General features: G+C 51.9%; 14 protein-coding genes. 7 read left to right on the plus strand and 7 right to left on the minus strand.

The annotated features are described in order from the left end of the window. The first annotated feature begins 115 nt into the window (after positions 1-115). Entirely contained in the window at positions 116-2,164 is a 2,049-nt protein-coding gene (locus H3M12_RS04495; RefSeq protein ID WP_233449223.1) for a glycosyl hydrolase 115 family protein, read from the plus strand. A 45-nt stretch (positions 2,165-2,209) separates the two neighbouring features. Beyond that, a complete protein-coding gene (locus H3M12_RS04500) occupies positions 2,210-3,019 on the plus strand; it encodes a sialate O-acetylesterase (RefSeq protein ID WP_129032771.1) in 810 nt (269 codons plus the stop codon). 219 nt (positions 3,020-3,238) lie between these two features. On the opposite strand, the gene H3M12_RS04505 is transcribed toward H3M12_RS04500, so the two are convergent. Then, on the minus strand, positions 3,239-5,302 hold the full coding sequence (locus H3M12_RS04505) for a heavy metal translocating P-type ATPase (protein WP_404820028.1): 2,064 nt from the start codon (positions 5,300-5,302) through the stop codon (positions 3,239-3,241). 35 nt (positions 5,303-5,337) lie between these two features. Further along, positions 5,338-5,784 (minus strand): CopY/TcrY family copper transport repressor, encoded by a 447-nt coding sequence (locus tag H3M12_RS04510; RefSeq protein WP_182150975.1) that lies wholly within the window; start codon positions 5,782-5,784, stop codon positions 5,338-5,340. A gap of 216 nt (positions 5,785-6,000) precedes the next feature. Between H3M12_RS04510 and H3M12_RS04515 the strand changes: the two genes are divergently transcribed. Continuing rightward, complete coding sequence (locus H3M12_RS04515) at positions 6,001-7,272, plus strand: D-alanyl-D-alanine carboxypeptidase family protein (RefSeq protein ID WP_182150976.1); 1,272 nt, start codon at positions 6,001-6,003, stop codon at positions 7,270-7,272. Between the two features lie 386 nt (positions 7,273-7,658). On the opposite strand, the gene H3M12_RS04520 is transcribed toward H3M12_RS04515, so the two are convergent. The 3 genes from H3M12_RS04520 to add form a co-directional block, all read right to left on the minus strand. Next, positions 7,659-8,519, minus strand: coding sequence for a polysaccharide deacetylase family protein (locus H3M12_RS04520; RefSeq protein ID WP_182150977.1), 861 nt, complete (start codon positions 8,517-8,519; stop codon positions 7,659-7,661). 69 nt (positions 8,520-8,588) lie between these two features. Further along, complete coding sequence (locus tag H3M12_RS04525; RefSeq protein WP_129032776.1) at positions 8,589-9,416, minus strand: site-specific integrase; 828 nt, start codon at positions 9,414-9,416, stop codon at positions 8,589-8,591. A 78-nt stretch (positions 9,417-9,494) separates the two neighbouring features. After that, positions 9,495-10,532 (minus strand): adenosine deaminase, encoded by a 1,038-nt coding sequence (gene add / locus H3M12_RS04530; RefSeq protein ID WP_129032777.1) that lies wholly within the window; start codon positions 10,530-10,532, stop codon positions 9,495-9,497. Positions 10,533-11,246: 714 nt separating this feature from the next. Between add and H3M12_RS04535 the strand changes: the two genes are divergently transcribed. From H3M12_RS04535 to H3M12_RS04545, 3 genes are all read left to right on the plus strand, one after another. Continuing rightward, positions 11,247-13,205: an acyltransferase family protein gene (locus H3M12_RS04535; protein ID WP_182150978.1), complete on the plus strand. Its 1,959-nt coding sequence runs from the start codon at positions 11,247-11,249 to the stop codon at positions 13,203-13,205. A gap of 206 nt (positions 13,206-13,411) precedes the next feature. Continuing rightward, complete coding sequence (locus H3M12_RS04540) at positions 13,412-14,215, plus strand: hypothetical protein (RefSeq protein ID WP_225423529.1); 804 nt, start codon at positions 13,412-13,414, stop codon at positions 14,213-14,215. 204 nt (positions 14,216-14,419) lie between these two features. Next, positions 14,420-16,114 carry an oleate hydratase gene (locus tag H3M12_RS04545; protein ID WP_182150979.1) on the plus strand — a complete coding sequence of 565 codons (1,695 nt, stop codon included), beginning with the start codon at positions 14,420-14,422 and terminating at the stop codon, positions 16,112-16,114. Positions 16,115-16,258: 144 nt separating this feature from the next. On the opposite strand, the gene lepB is transcribed toward H3M12_RS04545, so the two are convergent. Next, positions 16,259-16,843: a signal peptidase I gene (lepB, locus tag H3M12_RS04550; protein ID WP_129032781.1), complete on the minus strand. Its 585-nt coding sequence runs from the start codon at positions 16,841-16,843 to the stop codon at positions 16,259-16,261. 224 nt (positions 16,844-17,067) lie between these two features. Between lepB and H3M12_RS04555 the strand changes: the two genes are divergently transcribed. After that, positions 17,068-17,460 carry a cytidine deaminase gene (locus tag H3M12_RS04555; protein WP_129032782.1) on the plus strand — a complete coding sequence of 131 codons (393 nt, stop codon included), beginning with the start codon at positions 17,068-17,070 and terminating at the stop codon, positions 17,458-17,460. A gap of 340 nt (positions 17,461-17,800) precedes the next feature. Here H3M12_RS04555 and H3M12_RS04560 read toward each other — a convergent pair whose 3' ends face one another. After that, positions 17,801-18,028: a hypothetical protein gene (locus tag H3M12_RS04560; RefSeq protein ID WP_129032783.1), complete on the minus strand. Its 228-nt coding sequence runs from the start codon at positions 18,026-18,028 to the stop codon at positions 17,801-17,803. Between the last annotated feature and the right edge of the window lie 155 nt (positions 18,029-18,183).

Genomic DNA, 18,183 nt, shown 5'->3' on the forward strand with positions numbered 1-18,183 from the left:
ATAAGTGTAGCGAAAGCGATACTGGAAGTAAATGGTCGTTTCGCAAACGTTGTACCGCTTTTTGGCTCTTATTGTGGATTAAATTGATCTTAATGAAATAAAAGAGGGATTTATGATGGAAGAATTTGTCATTTCAAAGGCTACCCGTATCGTGACGGATTTTGGTAATGATGTTTTACGAAATGCCGCCCAAATTTTGACTCGGGACATTCAAATGACGGTGACAACAATACAGACTGATAATGAGATTGACCTTCGAGTCACATCAGCGTTACCCAGAACAGAACAGTTTAGCGTGGCGCAACCCGATGCGGCACACTTAGTCGTACAATCTGGTACGCTTCGGGGGGTGATGTATGGTGCGTTGGCTATTTCCAAGAATGTGCTGAAAGTCAACGACTTTTGGTTTTGGCTGGATAAGTTGCCAAAAAAAGTACCGCAAGCCGTTGTGGGAAATCCTACACGACTCAAGCTTCCCGATTATCGGGTCAGCTATCGCGGGTGGTTCGTTAACGATGAAGTTCTTTTAAATCATTGGCAATATCAAGAATCCAACCAAAATGTTTGGCAGATGGTGTACGAGACGCTTTTACGTTGCGGTGGCAATATCATTATTCCGGGAACGGGGAACAATGCGCACGCGCACCGGGCAATCGCGGCAGCCATGGGGCTGATTGTGACCCATCACCACGCTGAACCTTTGGGTGCGCAAATGTTTGCGCGGGTCTATCCCGATTTAACGGCATCGTACGTTAAGCACCCGGACCTATTTAAGAGCTTATGGCAAAAGGCCATCGCGGAACAACAAGATAGCGAAACTGTGTGGACCTTGGGTTTTCGGGGCCAGGGTGACCGACCGTTCTGGTTAGACGATGACCACCACTACACGTTAGCGGACCGGGCCAAGGTCATTAACGATGTGATTCAAACGCAATATCGGCTGGTCAAAGCGGCAGTGCCGGATGCCCAATGTGCCATCAATATTTACGGTGAGTTAACGGGGCTGTACCATGCGGGTCTCATCAAGATCCCCCAAGACGTGATTCAGATTTGGGCGGATAACGGTTACGGGAAGATGGTGTCACGCCGGCAAGGCGAGGACGATCCGCGGACGGATGTGTTAAGCGGACAGAATCCTAATCTATCGCAAGGGATTTACTACCACGTTGCCTTTCATGATTTACAAGCATCGAATTTCTTGACTCTGTTGCAGATTGATCCCCATACGGTAGCGGCAGAATTGGATAAAGTTCACCAGGCTGGAATGGATGACTTTGTGTTGTGTAACACGGGGAATATCAAGCCCAGTATCCTTTTCTTAGCACTCATGGCCCAATCGTGGCGAACGGACTTTAAGGTCCGCTCTACCGCAGACATCTTGACCACCTACGTGCAACAGTATTATGAGACCAATCAGCAAAAGATCGTGGCGTTGTATCAACGCTACTTCACGACGGTTTTCAATTACGGCCAGTTAGCGGACCAAAAGGCCGGTGACGAATTTTACACTTACACCCTACGGAAAATCGTGGCGGCTTGGTTGGCCCACAGCCAACAATTGACCGCTATGACCTGGCTGACGGGGGATAAGCCACTTCAGGCGGAATTAGACGAAATTGCGGACCTGCTTCACGGACACGTCACGCCATTTATCCGGCTGGACCAGCAAATTCAAACCGCAATGGCCAGTTTACCAACGATGGACGCTAATCGGCTGTATAACGACTTGTGGTTGAGTGTGGTCGTTCATGCGGCCGCTAGTGAGGCGTTACAACGAACGTTGACGGCGTTTAAGGCTGCAACCCAACCAGAGTCGCCAAACTTGATTACAGCTTTTCTGCAGATTGACGCCGCAGAGCAGGCGTTACAACGAATTTTGACCGCTTGGCAATCCAATCCGCTTAAAAAGTGGGCTCACTTCTACGACAATGATTGCTACACGAACATTTCATTGACGATTCAGGTCCTTAAGACGTTGGCGGGGTATCTCCGTATAACGGGGGATGGACCAGACGAAGATCAATGGGAACGCCACTACCTCATGACCAAGGGGGATGCTCGCATTATGTTACTATCCAATACCCATCAGGCTTACGATGATCATGAGCTGGCGTCACGATTACTAGCGAAGGGGATAGAAACCCAGAAGCATTCGAAGTCCTGACAGAAGTCGTGATACAAAATGAATGTATGAAAGAAGATTAGTCGTATGGCAACGGCGAAAAAATTAGCTTTGATTTCAGCGGGGCAGTCGAACATCGACGGACGGGTACCACTCACGGAGCTACCTTCGGCAATGGCGTTACCACTGACCAACTGTCATTACTGTAGTAATGACACCCCACAACATGAAGAAGGGGTCTTCCAGCCAACCTTGAAGGCTAGTGACCTGTCAGATAATCGCTGGGGTTTTGATTTAGTTACGTATTACCAGATTACCCAGGTCGCCAAGTACGATTTGTACGTGATGAAGTGTTCCGAAGGCGGCACCTCGATCGACGTTCATGGGGAAGCGGGTAAGTTCAACGACCACTGGACCGCAGATATCAGTCAACTGGAAAGTCCGGGCCATTCATTGCTTTTACAATTTAAGCGATTGGTTCAGACTTGCCTGCAAGCGTCACAGGATGAATTGGATATTCAAGCGATGCTTTGGCACCAAGGAGAGGGCGACCGGGGCACCTTCTCTCCCGTGTCACCGGTCAATTACTACCACAATTTAAAGGCTGTATTTCAAGCCTGTCGCGAGTTTGTGGGCAAGCCGGATCTCCCGATTATCTGTGGGACAATCAGTCACCACTCCAAGCAGTATGACCCCACGGTAGAAGCGGGATTGTTACGATTGGCTCAAGAAGACTCTGACCTGCACGTGATTGACCTCCAACACGCAACCTTACGCGATGACTTCCACTTTGATGCCCAAAGTAGCCAGTACTTTGGCCAAGCGATTTATAACGAGTTGATTACGCAAAAGATTATCATGGGACCCAGAATTGATATCCAAACACACGTGTTTTGACGTTGGCAATGAAATGACGGTGCCATACATGGTGAATGACCGAAAGGCCGGAAATGAAATGAAGGGACACTTCAGTGTTAGTGATTTAACCATGATGACCCCTTCAAAAAGTTCCCGGCCTTTTTCATGTTGGGACACACAAATTACCAAGACACCAAAAACACCGCCAAACGGAAAGGGTTTGACGGTGTTTGCGCTAAACTGAGTTTAAGCCGAAGCTCAATCGATTTTCTCTAAGTGTAACGTCAACGCGTTGATAGCCACGATAACGGTACTCAACGACATGACGATAGCCCCGACCATTGGGTTCAAGATGAAGCCGATAGGTGCCAGAATCCCGGCGGCGAGGGGAATGGCAATTAGGTTATACCCAGCCCCCCACCAGAGGTTCTCGGTCATCTTGCGGTTGGTGGCGCGGGCCAATGCTAAGAACTGAATCACATCGGCCGGCTTGCTGGCCACTAAGATGACATCGGCGGCTTCGATGGCGACATCGGTCCCGGAGCCAATCGCCATACCGATATCGGCGCGGGCCAGGCTGGGGGCATCGTTGACCCCGTCACCGATAAAGAGGACCTTGCCGCGTTGCTGGTACTCTTGGACCAACTTTTCCTTGTCCTCAGGCAACAGGCGGGCTTGCACGTCGTCGATACCAACGGCGTGGGCTACCTTGTCGGCGGTCTCCCGATTATCCCCAGTTAACATGACCGGGGTAATGCCATGGCGCTTCAGGGCCTTAATCAATTTACCAGCGGTCGGCTTGACTTGATCCCCTTCAGCGACTAACCCTAAGACTTGATCGTCGGTGACCAGGAAACTGATGGAATTACCCTCAGCGGCCAGAGACTTGAACTGGTCGTGGTCGTAGTCCAGATTGTGTTTGTCGAGGTAATTGACAGCGACTAAGCCGTAGGTCGTGCCGTCGATGGTTCCAAATTGACCGACCCCGGTGGTTTGCTTGGCATCTTTTGCGGCCTTGACCGTTAAGTCGGCGTCCTTGGCGGCAGTCAAAATCCCCGTTGCTAAGGGGTGACTGGAACCGCTTTCGAGATTGGCCATCAGCTGTAAAATATCGTGGTCACTGGCTTGGTCCGTTAAACTTTGCACGTGGTTGACCGTAAAGTGACCCTGGGTGAGGGTCCCGGTCTTATCCATCAAAGCGTACTTTAAGTGTCCAACTTGTTCCAAGACGTCCCGGTTCCGCAGTAACAGCCCGTTTTGCGCGGCCAATGAGGTGCTACGGGCCACGACCAACGGCACAGCGAGTCCCAAAGCGTGGGGGCAGGCGATGACGAAGACTGCCACCGCAACGGGCAACGCCGTGGTCAGATTTGTCAGCCCTAACCAGACCACGAAGGCCACGATACCGACGATTAAGGCGGCATAGAACAGGTAACCCGCGACCCGGTCAGCCAGGTTTTCGGAGGCCGACTTGGCGTCCTGAGCATTTTGAATCAAGGTCATGACCTGGGCCAGATACCCCGAATCGCCAGTTCCGGTGACCTTGGCGGTAAACGTACCGTCACCATTGACCGAGCCCCCGATGACCTGGTCGTCCTTGGTCTTCTTGACCGCGGCAGCTTCACCAGTCACCAGTGATTCGTTGACGGCGGAACTCCCATTCAAGATCGTGGCGTCGGCGGGAATTTGTTCGCCAGCGCGGACCTCCACGGTTTGGCCGGTCTTTAAGTCGGCCAAGTTGACGTCAGTCGTTTTACCGTCGTCACCCACGACGTGTGCCGTTTGCGGCAACAATTTACCCAGAGCATCGACGGCGGATCCTGCATTCATCACGGCATTCATTTCGACCCAGTGGCCCAGCAACATGATGTCGATCAAGGTCGCGAGCTCCCAGAAGAAGTTCGTAACGGTCGGGGTCACGTGAAAGATATCGTTGGCGATGAGCGAGTAGATACTATAAATGTAAGCCACGCCAATCCCCATGGTGATCAAGGTCATCATGGCTGGTTTCTTGCTGGCGAGTTCGCCGTAGGCTCCGCTAAAGAAGGGTGCTCCACCGTAGAAGAACAGGATAGTCCCAATCACAGCGATGACCCAGTCACTTCCAGGAAAGGTCAGTTGAAACGGCAACTGTTTCCCCATGATGGGGGAAAGCAATAAAATCGGGATGGTCAACACTAAGGAGACCCAAAATTTTCGTTTCAGATTGCCCATGTGCATCATGTGACCGTTGCCCATGTCCATATCACCCATGGTCATGTCGTGGTGGCCCATTTGGCTGTGGTCGTTCATGGCCATTTGGGAATGCTCATCCATTTGCATGTGATCCATCTCGTCATTATCCATTTGGTGTTTCGTCATGACTCGCAACTCCTTTCACAATCCGCCGGTAAGCAGTCGCACGGGACGCTATCCGGCGCCGTCGGTAACTTGGCTTCTAAGTGGTCAATCAAAGTTTGCACGTCGTTGTGGCTCAGTTCGAGTTGGTCGACCACGTGGACCAGCGCCGTTCCCCGGTGCATGGCACACATCTGGTCGAGTTCGTTCAAGAGAGCGGCGTCCATGGCCGCTTGTTCACTGATTTGGGGTGTGTAGCGGTATTGCCGGCCCTGTTTGGTGGCGGCGAGGGTGCCTTTTTTAACCAGGCGGCCAATCAACGTCTTGATGGTGGGGGCCTTCCAATCATGTTGTTTAGACAATAAATCGATAATGGTGTGACTATCAGTTTCTTTTAGCGTCCAGACAATCCGCATCACGCGCCATTCGGCATCGGAAATCGTGGCAGTCAGTTCTGTGGTAACCATATGAGATAACCCCTTCTTTGTTTACAAACGTAGTCTTAACTGTTGCATAGAGTGTACAACGGGCGGCCAAGCCTGTCAAGCTAGCGGTCTCACGCCGCGGTATAAAAGGATTTCTAAGACCTTAAAATTTTGGCAAGATTGTGGGGGATTGACACAGGGTGGGGGAAACTTTGTATAATAAGAAGAATTGTGATATTTGAAAGGAGCGTTTAACTCGTGAAAGGTTTAAAACGCTGGCTAGTCCGGGTAAGCCTGGGTGTCACCATCATGGCGGGGTTAACCGCGGGCGGACCGGCGCAATCGGCCAGCGCGGCGGTTTCCAAAGTTCCTGCACGCTCTGCGTACGTGATGGACGCCCAAAGTGGCCAGGTGCTTTACCAGCAAAATGCCAATCGAAAGTACCCCATTGCCTCGCTGAGTAAGCTGTTGACGGTCTACTTGACGGTCAAAGCCATCGACAACGGCAAAATCAAGTGGACGGATCAAGTCCCCATCGATCATCAACTGATTCGGTTGAGCCACAGCTCAGTGTACTCCTCATTGCGGATGACTGCTAAAGATAAGTTTACGGTCAAGGATTTGGTGGTCGCGGCGATGGTCGCGTCATCCAACAGTGCCGCTTCAGCTCTGGGGGATTATGTCGCGGGAAGCAATAGTGCTTTCATCGACCAGATGAACCAGCAGAGCCAAGACTGGGGCTTAGACGCCCACTTCATCAGTTCGTCTGGACTGGATAATTCTGATTTGAAGGATTATCATTACCGCTTACCTGGCACGGGGGCCAGTGAACAAAACTTAGTTTCGGCGAAAGCCATCACGGTTGTGGCCCAACACCTGTTGGAAGCCGACCCGACGATTACCAAGATTGCCAGTCGCACCCAGGCCAAGGTCAACGGCACGAAGATCTACAACGAAAACAGTTGCTTGCCGGGCCAGTCCCAGTATAAGGCGGCCAGCCAAATCGATGGGTTGAAGACCGGTTACACGGAAAATGCCAAGCTTTGTTACACGGCGACCTTTAAGGTCAACGGTGAGCGCATGATCGCCACGATTCTGGGGGGCGATACCACGTTCTCTGCGATGAACAAGCTGATTAAGCAGGTCAAGCAGACCTACCAGTTACACGCAACATCGGTTAATGCCCGTACGGTAACCCTGGTCAATGGGACCAAGGTCACCGCCACGCCGAAGACCAGTCAGGTTGGTACCTGGACCAAGAGTCAAGAAGACGCCAACGTCAAGACTTCGTTTAGTCCTCAGTTGACTGCGGCCGAACTTAAACGCGGTCAGATCGAAGCCGGTGATCCGGTTGGGGAATTGACCGTGGCCGACCAACAGACCGGGTTGACGCAGCATGTCACCTATTACGCGCAAGACACGGCCACGTTGTTCACCAGTCACCAGGCCTTTAAGACGACTAAGACCGAACCAGCCCCGCTCTTGCGGACGCTGACGACGCAGACCGCGGTGTTTGCTAGCGGTCTTTGACGGCCACGCCGTTTCTTGATACACTAACTAAAGATTAGAGATAAACCTGTTATTGAAAAAGGAGGCCGTTGTCGCGGTCTCCTTTTTTGGGTTGTGTTGCAGTTGAGGGGCGTCAAGTGACGCTCAGCGAGGAAGCTGGAATCAAAAAGGCCGGTGCAAATGCCCGGTCATTGGCCTGATTAGTGCCGAAACATAAAGATGCCACGAATAATTTCACCGCCGATTAATAGTAGCATGACGGTCCAAGAAACGATGGTTAACGTGCTCCCCATTTGAAAGACCTCCTCGTAGTTCCTCAACATCTTCATTCTAAGCGCAAGCCCGTTACAATGCAATCGTAACCGCTTACAAATTTAATAATAAGCCCCCAATTCAGGGATGGGGCGCTATGGGTTCGTGACGGCCAATAGCGTTGCAAAGGTCGCCGTCGACATCCCGGGCGTCACCCGTAAGCGGGCCAGATTATAGCGTCCCTGGCTGAGTTGCGCGACGCCTTCATTAGTGGTCAACGCAACTTTATACCCGGCTTGCCGGGCCAGCCGGCGAGTCGTGGCGTTAGCGCGCCCGGCAGGATAACAGAGCACCTGGGTCTGTTGGTGCAGGTGAGTGTCCAGCCAAGTCTTAGAAGCGCTCAGTTCCCGGCGTTGCTGGGAAGTCGATAACTCGTCTAGATCGAGGTGCTGGACCGTGTGGCTGGCGAAGTCCACCCGGTTAGTGGTTGCCATTTTGGTCATTTGCGCCAAAGTCAGGTGGTTTGATTTATGCGTGAAGCCGGTAATCACGTTGATGGTGGCGTGCAAGTGGTCACGTTGTAAAATGGGCAGCCCCGCCGTGAGGTTGTCGCGGTAGGCGTCGTCTAACGTGATCCAGACCACGTGACGGGCGGGCACTGAATTCGTGGTCAAGGCCCGCACGGCTTCCGCGGCACTCAGCGTGCGGTAGTGATGCCGTTTAAGGTAAGCCATCTCTCGCGCGAATTGAGCTGGCGGTACCCGGAGCTGATTCCCCGTCGACAGGCTGTGGTACATCAAAATCGGCAGCTTGAGCGGGTGCTTAAGGTGGTGCCAGGTGGTAGTCGTGGGTTTGGCCGCCGCACGGTTGGTCGTCGCTTGATCGTGTTGCGTGGTCCGGGTCGCTTGTGGTTGGGTCGCCGTGGCCGCCAGTCGGTGCTGGTGCCAGGCGAACCCACCCCAGATTCCGGCTAAACACAGTAGGCTGAGGCCCCCAATCAGCCAATGTCGTCGCATGTAAATCCCCCCAATTAGTTTACCAGCTTCATTATAGCTTGGGTGAGGGGAAAGTGACGCGCAAAATCGTTAATCGGCGTGACGGGCCAAACGCCGGTAATAATCGATGGCGCCAGGATCAAGGTGTAACGCCGCCACGGCGGCCTGGTCGCTCAGTTCGGGATGCCGTCGCAGATAGTTAACTAAGTAACCTTGGTATAGCACGCTGGGACTGAGACTGAAGTGGGTCACGGCCTCATCCGGGCGGAGGTACTTGTGTAACCCAGGCAGCGTCAGGTGTGGGTCGGTCGCGGCCCGTTGTTTTAGGAACCAGTCGGGACACTGGAAGCGTGTCTGCAAGGGTTCCAAAAAGGCCCGTAGCCGGGTCAAAAAGGCTTGCTGGTTGCTGGGCCAGTCGCTGGTCTTGAGGTGTGCGGTGAAGTTGGGCTTCAGGTAGACCTGGACCGGATAACCCTTGGTGGTCAGCAACATCGCCGCGCGGGTGTAAACGTGTAACTGTGGATTGGCCAGCCAGTCGTCTAAGTTATCGACCCACTGATAATTGATGGGCCGGTCATTTTGTTTGGGCTTGCTTTTCAAATCCAACGTGGGCAGGTAGGGCGTCCAGTTGTGCGAGAACAAGAACTTGAAGTAGACGTTTAGGTGAGACAACACCTTATTATAGGTTTGATTTTGAATTTCGCGATTGGCGATCAACATAGCCAGGTATTGCTCGACGTCCTGGGTCTGGAGTTGATTGACCCGGTGCTCACGTTGGTAAGTCGGGTTGAAGTGTTCGAGGTAGTGGAAAAAGTCCTGCAGGGTGGCCGTGTACTCATCCTTGGTCGCCGCGGCGATTTCTCGGCGGTCAAGGTCGCGTTCGAAGGCGTCCTGGTAGGGATAGAGGATTTTTGACATGAAAAACACATCTCCTTTGACAAGAGTTACTTTAACGATATAAAGAGTCGCCGGAAATGATTTCCGGTAGCAATACGCTTAACTGGGTTGGTTGGTGGCCGCACGGACTTGGTTGCGGAGGGCCGTCTTATCTTCTTCGGGAACAAAGGCGCCGTCGATGGCGTTTAACGTGACCTGTTCGAGTAATGACCAGTCCAGACCGTAGTGGGTGTGAAGGGTCAAGAACTCGCCGGTCAGATCGACGTTGGAAACCGTCCGGTCGTCGGTGTTGATGGTCACGGGGAGACCGGCGCTGAGAAATTCACTGAGCGGAAAGTCGGCATACCCGGTGATGGCCTTGGTCTGGAGATTACTGGTCAGACACAACTCGATAGTGGCACCTTGGGCTTTGGCCTGGGTGATGATCTGGGGGTGACCACTCATGTGCACCCCGTGGCCAATCCTACTGGCACCCAAAGTTAGGGCCTCGGCCACGTTACTGGCTGGTCCGGCTTCCCCGGCGTGTAAGGTCAGTGGGAGTCCCGTCGCCAACGCGGCTTCGATGGCTGGAAGCAAGTCGTGGGTCGGGTGATTGAATTCATCGCCGGCAAAGTCTAAACCGACGACGCCCTGGTCAGCGAACTGCGCGGCGGTCGTGAAGACGTCGGCACATTCTGTCACGGGCCGGTCGCGCATGGCACAAACGATGGCGTTGACCGGCACCCCAAAGTCCTGGGTCCCGTGGTGCAGTCCCGTCAAGACGTGGCTCAAGGCTTCACTCACAGTCAGTCCTTGGTCGGTGAAAATAGCGGGCGCAAAGCGCGTCTCCAAGTAGATTAGACCATCCTTGGCAGCGGTCTGGACCATATCGTACCCGGCGATTTCGAGTTGTTCCGGCGTCTGCATCAAATCAGTTACGATTTGGAACCGTTTCAAGTAGTCGATCAAACTCACCGTTTCGATGGGGGCCGTGACTAACTTGCGCAATGCCGTATCATCGGTGGGAAGGCTGGCACCACTCACGGCGGCCATTTGGCGTAATGCCGGGAGAGACAGGGAGCCATCCAAGTGACAATGCAGTTCCACCTTTGGAAAGCGGCGAACAGCAGTGGGGGTAAAGGGCACAACTTGAGACATACTGAATTCCTCCTTAGGCTTTTAGGGAACGTGATAACAAGTAAAGTGGTTGTTGATGGTCGCTTGGAAGCGCTCAGAACTGGTTTACCCGAGTATCTCCAGGCTGGAGATGACCTGGTGAGCGAAAATAAAGTTGGACCGCAATCAGAGAGCGGACTCGGGATAAGTATGGGGTTTAGTGTAGTCGTTTTTTGATAAGTTGAAAACCAGTACTGATAAATGTCGGTGGACCATAATCAGACGCCATGCTAACTTGCCAAGTGGTGAATTATCAAGGCACTTGGTCAATGGCAACGCTTCCTTATAGTATACCATGCCGAATCTAGGAAATGACCGGTTTAGTAAGTGACCTAATTTCGATGATTTAACGACTAAACGAATGGGGACCGTTAGAATTAAGGGGCTAGTGGTGGTTTTTGATGACCCCGCGTCCCCGTAAGCGCTAGCGGCAAATTTTACAATTTAAGTATTTGGCCAAAAACCGTTGTTTCAGGTTACAAAACATTATAGAATTAGTGTGTTGATGAGGAAAGTTGTTGACAAACCATTGAATTTGACTTAATAAGGCGTGATTCGGACTTTCCGAACCACTCCTTTTTGGAAATTACAGGGTGGTGTCGATTAACTGAGACAGATGACAACTTGCATCTACCGTTCAGAGATACAACCTTGGGGGAGTATTATCTAACTGGCACTAATTGAGGGGGAAAAAATATGGACCAAACGCGCACACGTTTGACACGAGCAACATTTCGAAGTCAACGTGCTGGCAAACGCCGCTATATTACGGGCTTCGATGGGTTGCGCACCCTAGCCGTACTAGGGGTGATTATCTATCACCTTGCGCCATCTTCCATGCAGGGTGGTTATTTGGGGGTCCCGATTTTCTTCTTGATTTCGGGTTACCTGGTAACATACTTATTGATCCAGGAATGGGAAACACATAGTAAGCGTGTCGCTTTCTTAAGCTTTTATGGGCGTCGGGTCAAACGGCTTTATCCGGCGTTGGTCACCATGATTTTGGGAACGACAGCCTATATTACCCTGTTTCAACGGAGTTTATTGGTCAATATTCGTGGGACCATCGTATCGAACTTGACCTACCTGTACAACTGGTTCGAGATCAATCACGGACAGTCATACTTCGACCGTTTCAATGGCGAATCACCGTTCACGCACTTGTGGACCTTATCCATTGAAGGGCAGTTTTATCTGGTTTGGCCGTTGGTGGTCGTGGGGCTGTTATTGCTCTTCAGAAGTCGGGTCAAGGACGCAATCGTGTTGATGGTGGGGGCCATCTTATCGGCCATTGCCATGGGCTTATTGTACGACCCAACGAACCTGAACCGGGTCTACTATGGGACCGATACGCGGATGTTCGCCATTTTGATTGGGGCGGCCATGGCCTTTATCTGGCCCGCGTATAAATTGCGGGATAACATCAGTCAGACGCACCGATTCATGCTAGATGGGTTGGGGTTAGTTGCCTTAGCGGGCACGATCTATCTGTTCTTTACCATGAACGGGCAGGCAGCTAGTACCTACCGCGGTGGCATGTTCTGGTTCACGATGATGTCCGCCATTTTGGTGGCCACGGTGGCCCATCCCGGGAGCGACATGAACCGCATCTTGTCCAACAAGGTGTTTAGCTACGTGGGAAAACGCAGTTACGGGATTTACTTGTACCAGTTCCCCGTGATGATTTTCTACGAAGCCCGGGTGCATAATATTGGGAACCACCCCCTGATTCACGCCTTGATTGAAGTGGCGTTGATTATGGTGGTCACTGAATTGAGTTATCGCTTTGTCGAAAACCCGTTGCGGCATTACCAATACCGGCAACTGGGCCACGATCTCTGGCGAGCCGTGTCGCACCCGTTGTCTCACCGGGCAACTAGCGTGTTGAGCGTCATCGCCGTAGCGTGCTTTGCACTGACGGCAGTAGGCTTCGTCCAACAACCGGCCGGCGGCGCCAAGCCGACCGCCTTACAAAAGACGATCACCAAGCGGCAAGCGGCTGCGCAGAAGCAAAATTCCGCGGCGGCCAAGAAACAACGGGAATTAGCCAAGGCGCAAGCGAAGGCGAAAAGGGAGAAGCACGACAAGGCGGTGGCTTTCTCGAAGATGTCCAAGAAGGACCAGAAGACCGCTAAGTATTACTTCCTGAATGCCGAGGAATTAACCACCAGTAAGCAAACACCGCTGACGGCGGTGGGAGATTCCGTCTTACTGGATGATTCTGGCGACCTGCAAGAAGTCTTTCCGGGCGCCGTGGTCAATGGTGAAGTTGGCCGGCAAGCATCGGCTATGCCAGGCGTCATCTCAAGCTTGTCGAGTCGGGGCCAATTGGCTAAGAACGTCTTGGTCAACATTGGGACCAACGGGAACATCACGCAAGACCAGGCTGACCAAATCGTGCACGGCATTGGCAAAGATCACCAGATTTTCTGGGTCACGGCCCACGTGCCAACGCGTGAATGGCAGCACCAGGTCAACGCGATGATTCACAAGACGGCCAAGAAGTACCCGAACGTCCACGTGATCGACTGGTACACGACGGCGAAGGACCACTCGTCCTGGTTCGTGAAGGATAATGTCCACCCGAACGACTACGGGAACCGTTACTTCACGTCGCTGATTGCCAAGACAATTACGAAACAACTTAATCAATAATCCGAACCCGTCATGACGAGAAATCCCGTTGTGGCGGGTTTTTAGTCCCTTAGTTAATTGGCTTAATCCTGAGGCGGTCATAAAATGGAAAAAACGTCAGTCCCCGGAGGGCTAACGTTAACCCTACTCAAGGGGGGTGCTATAATGTCTCCTGAATCCAGCAATGGGTTCAGCGTTTTAACTATTTGCTAGGGGGAGTCGTTATGATGAAAAAAGTTGCATTGGTCGCTGCTGCGGCCGCGATGGTGTTACCACTGGGGTTAGGGGTCATCGCACCCGCAACGAACACGACGACCGCCTTTGCGGCGACGAAAAAAGCGGCCAAAAAGACGACCTACGCGTTACAATCAGCGACTAAGTTGAAGAAGGCGGCCTACCACGTTAAGGCGGGCCGGCCAGCACTGTATTCGGGAGCTTTTGCGGCGGATCGGGCTAAAGTCACGTTGTCGAAGAAGGGAACCCTGAAGACGGGGACCACTTACTACGCGACCAAGAAGATCGTAGTCAAAGCTAAAGCGACCAGGACATCAAAGGCCAAGAGCGTCACCTACACCTATGTGAAGACGGGCAACGCTAAAGTTAAGGGCTGGGTCGCTGCCAAACATTTAACGGCTGGTGCAGCCAAGAAAGCGGCCAAGCGAGCCGTGGTCCAAAAGTCGGCAACTAAGAAAGTGACCACCACGGCTACGACCGAAAAGATCGTTAAGGCAGCGAAGGCCAAAGGCACCACTTACAACCTGGTCAGTGCTCAGACCATCAAGAAGAGTGCGTACCACTTCAAGGCCAAGGCACCAGCTTTCTACAAGGGAAAATTTGCGGCGGATAAGGCTAAAGTGACGCTGATTAAGAAGGGGACGTTACCAGTTCAAAAGACCTTCTACGCCACCAAGAAAATCACCATCAAGCGCCACAAGAAGACCGTAAAGTACCTCTACGTGACCAACCAGAAGACCAAGGGCTTCGTCTTGGCTTCCAAGTTGACCGCCGGGGCCTTCAAGGCCGCTGATTAGCAGCAGGAATCTGGATGAAGGAAGAGCGGGACCGGTAGTCGGTACCGCTTTTTTGATGTCCAGTCAGCGGCGATTTGCCCCTAAGTCTGCTCGTCGGTGGCTCGTAAAAGCGGGATGATGCCGACGGGTAATTGCTTTACAAAGTGGGGGTGGGCTTGCATAATGAAGGGGTGGAAGCGCTACGACTATACGGAGGTGTTTTTGATGGTTAAGACAAAAGCAGTAATGATCGGCGCGGGGCTAGCCAACATGGCCGCGGCCGTTTACTTGATTCAAGAGGGTCATTGGAACGGCAACCAAATCACGTTCTACGGGGCTGATATGCACGGTGCCAACGATGGTGGGCCGACCGATGACTTCACCAACGAATACTGGAACGAAAACCATCCCATGGAAAATACGACGGGGTACGTCGCTCGGGGTGGTCGGATGTTGAACTACCGGACCTACGTTGATTTGATGGACCTGCTCGACCGGATTCCATCCGTCACGGAACCAGGGATGACTGCTGCTGAAGATACCCACGACTTCGACGCGCAGCACCGGACCTTCGATAAGGCACGCTTGCTTCAAGGTGGTAAGGGCATCTTAAATGCCGGCAAACTTGGGTTGAACAACAAGGACCGGGTCCTCTTATCGAAGTTGGTCTTGATGCCCGATGAGGACGAGACCAAGTTAGATAACGTCACGATTGCGGCGTACTTCAAGGATGACCCACACATGTTCCAGACAAATTTCTGGTACATGTGGGAAACCACCTTTGCCTTTCGGGTGCAAAGTTCCGCCCAAGAGTTACGACGCTACATGCACCAAATGATTTATGAATTTACGCAAATTGAACACTTAGTCGGGGTTAACCGGACCCGGTACAACCAATTCGAAAGCATGATGTTGCCATTGATTAAGTACCTGGAAGGTGAAGGGGTCACCTTTAAGGCCAACCGGATCGTCACGGACTGGGAATTTGCCGATAGTGAATTACAAGATGAGATCACGGTCACCGGCATTCACGTCAAGAACGTGGAATCGGGTGACGAAGAGTTAGTCACCATCGACGATGACACGGCGGTCATCTTCACCAACGGATCGATTACTGACTCCGCTACGATGGGTGATTACAACACGCCGGCCCCCGAAAACATGGAATACGGGATTTCCGCGGCCCTTTGGAAGAAAGCCACGGACCGCTTCTACAACCTGGGGACGCCGGACAAGTTCTTTAACGACCGGAAGAGTTCCGAATGGGTCAGCTTCACCTTGACCACCAAGAACCACCTATTGCTAAACGAAATCACCCGGATTACTACCCAGGTACCAGGGAACGCGTTGAACTCGTTCCTGTCGACGACGCCGATTACGCCGTTGGGCAACAAGGACGTGAGAATGTCGATCGTGGTGCACCACCAACCCCACTTTACGACCCAAAAGTCGAACGAATCGGTCATTTGGGGTTACTTCTTGTACCCACGCCGGACCGGTGAATTCGTCCACAAACCATACATTAAGATGACGGGGAAGGAAATGGCCCAAGAATTAATTGGCCAATTATCCAAGGTTGATTCGGGACCGAATAACATCAAGGATAAGGAACCAGAAATCCTCGATAGTATCATCAACAACATTCCGGTCTACATGCCATACGCTTCGGCCCTGTTCAACAACCGGGCCAAGACTGACCGGCCGGAAGTTATTCCGGCGCACTCCACGAACTTAGCCTTCACTGGTGAGTTCGCGGAACAACCGTACCAGATGGTCTTCACCGAACAAAGTGCGGTCCGTTCTGGAGAGATGGCGGCATACCACTTTGCTGGTATTTCGCTGGATAACCTGGTGGACACGCCGCGTTACGACAAGGATCCTAAGACCTTGTTGCGGGCCACCAAGAAGATGTTTAGTTAAAGCTAGAAGTTCAGCGGGTCGTTTCGAGATTAAAGCTGGGTTGCCTGTGGGTAACGACTCGAAACGCGGCTTTGTGAACTTAGTCTAACGAAAAGCACAGCTCACCGACTCATGGAAACGGTCGGGAAGCTGTGCTTTTTCTATCTATTGCGCCAAACTATTGATGTTGTGGCGGTACGTGGCGGTCGTTTGCCAAAACGGAATCTTGACGACACCCATGACCTTATTGGCATCGACGTAACCCCAGGCGCGGCTATCTTCGGACACGCTACGGTGGTCGCCCAAAACGAAGTAATGGCCCTTAGGGACGGCTTTACCCTTGTAGGCCCAGTGATGTTGCTTGGCCAGACTTTGTAACGTCCAGTTGCCGGTTCCCGTGGTGCGTTCGCTAGCACTGATGAATGATTGGTTGAGCTTGTGGCCGTTGATGGAGATGGTCCCGTTTTTGCTGACGATTCGGTCCCCCGGTAGCCCAATCACGCGTTTGACGTAGTTGGTATTGGGCGCGGCATTGGGATCCTCCCCATGGGCGTCGAAGACGATGACGCTGAGTCGTTTGACACTCAGGGGCTTGACGACTAGCATCCGTTCCTGGTCGGCCAAATTAGGGGTCATGGAGTCACCGGAAACCTTGACGACTTCTAGTAAATAGCTCCGCACCAGGACCACCAGAATTACCGCCACGGCAATCGGGACGACCCAGCTTAAAATACTCCGCAATGTTTTCATGGTAAGTTTAGTTACTCCTCATTATAATGTTGTCATTATTTTAGCATAGCTCACAGCTTTGGCTGTAGATTTACCTCAATTTCCCCGGATTTTTAGGGGCCAGCAGGCATGGCAGGTGAGCGACTTGAAAAACACATCGAAATTTTGTGCAAAAGGTAGCGCTTTCTTTGAAATTATGACACAATAAGTGTGTTAACTGGTTTTAGAATTAAGGAGGAGCAATTATGGTAAATCAAGCAGAACTTCTCAAAGTTGCCACGGCAATGTTGGACAAAGCTTACACCCCTTATTCTCATTTCCACGTGGGCGCGGCGGTCGTCGGCGAGAGCGGCAAAGTGTATGGTGGCTGCAATATCGAAAACGCCTCGTATGGTGCGACTAACTGTGCCGAACGGACCGCGATCTTTAGCGGGATTGCGGCGGGGGAACGCCACTTTCAGGCGATTTTAGTCACGGGGAACACGGACGGTCCGATTGCCCCGTGCGGGATTTGTCGCCAGGTCATCGCTGAATTTTTCGACCAGGACGCCCCCGTCTACCTGACGAATCAACGGGGCGCTGTGGCGGAGACCACGGTGGCCGGAATCTTACCCGGAGCCTTTGTCGAACTGAAATAACTTAAAACAGGACCAAAAAAAGCCCAGGCAGGGTGTCAGGGCTTTTTTAAACCACTACGTGAATAATTAGACTTAGTGGGCAAAAGGTTAGCATTTATCAATTAGTTATTCTATACAAGATTTGTAATGTTACCAGGTTCGCCATTTTGTGGTCGCCGTTTACGGGTCACTGGCGGTATAATTAGACTAGTGTCAGCTATACATTAATGCGCGCAAGCGGAGGCCAGTCTCCGCCCACCACCTTGATTTAAGCGGAATTGTAAAAGAAATTGCGACAATATTTAAAAAAGGGTTTATTTTTGCTGGCGGAGAGGTGATACTATGAGGAGGATATCGTCGCTTAATCGTAAAGGTACCACCAAGGTTGCAATTGGTGTAAGTGCGCCTGGCTGATCTGGCCTAGCGGTAATTGGCAAGAATAACCAGCACGGAGACCAAGATAGACGGTTTGCGTTGTGAGAAAATCCACAGTACCGGTATAGGTGGTGCCGTGAATGGTAAGCGAAGTAATTTGGTTGTTCTGGTAGGCTGTGTGGAGTAACGTGTACGTCTGAATAATAGGTTGCAATGCGGTCACGTCCTTGATTATCGAATTTATATCCATTATAGAACATATGTTCTGATAGGGGAACCTTTACCATTCATCTTATCGGATAAGTTAATTTACAGATTAATTGTCCTGCAGGTGATATACTTAGCAACATGACGTGATCGGTGTGCACG

The sequence above is a fragment of the Levilactobacillus suantsaii genome (assembly GCF_014069315.1).
Taxonomy (GTDB): Bacteria; Bacillota; Bacilli; order Lactobacillales; family Lactobacillaceae; genus Levilactobacillus; species Levilactobacillus suantsaii.

Excerpts from the sequence above, each read along its gene's own strand:
- H3M12_RS04495 (WP_233449223.1), top strand. The coding sequence starts at position 116 with ATGGAAGAATTTGTCATTTCAAAGGCTACCCGTATCGTGACGGATTTT.
- H3M12_RS04500 (WP_129032771.1), top strand. The coding sequence starts at position 2,210 with ATGGCAACGGCGAAAAAATTAGCTTTGATTTCAGCGGGGCAGTCGAAC.
- H3M12_RS04505 (WP_404820028.1), bottom strand. The coding sequence starts at position 5,302 with ATGCAAATGGATGAGCATTCCCAAATGGCCATGAACGACCACAGCCAA.
- H3M12_RS04510 (WP_182150975.1), bottom strand. The coding sequence starts at position 5,784 with ATGGTTACCACAGAACTGACTGCCACGATTTCCGATGCCGAATGGCGC.
- H3M12_RS04520 (WP_182150977.1), bottom strand. The coding sequence starts at position 8,519 with ATGCGACGACATTGGCTGATTGGGGGCCTCAGCCTACTGTGTTTAGCC.
- H3M12_RS04525 (WP_129032776.1), bottom strand. The coding sequence starts at position 9,416 with ATGTCAAAAATCCTCTATCCCTACCAGGACGCCTTCGAACGCGACCTT.
- add (WP_129032777.1), bottom strand. The coding sequence starts at position 10,532 with ATGTCTCAAGTTGTGCCCTTTACCCCCACTGCTGTTCGCCGCTTTCCA.
- H3M12_RS04535 (WP_182150978.1), top strand. The coding sequence starts at position 11,247 with ATGGACCAAACGCGCACACGTTTGACACGAGCAACATTTCGAAGTCAA.
- H3M12_RS04540 (WP_225423529.1), top strand. The coding sequence starts at position 13,412 with ATGAAAAAAGTTGCATTGGTCGCTGCTGCGGCCGCGATGGTGTTACCA.
- H3M12_RS04545 (WP_182150979.1), top strand. The coding sequence starts at position 14,420 with ATGGTTAAGACAAAAGCAGTAATGATCGGCGCGGGGCTAGCCAACATG.
- lepB (WP_129032781.1), bottom strand. The coding sequence starts at position 16,843 with ATGAAAACATTGCGGAGTATTTTAAGCTGGGTCGTCCCGATTGCCGTG.
- H3M12_RS04555 (WP_129032782.1), top strand. The coding sequence starts at position 17,068 with ATGGTAAATCAAGCAGAACTTCTCAAAGTTGCCACGGCAATGTTGGAC.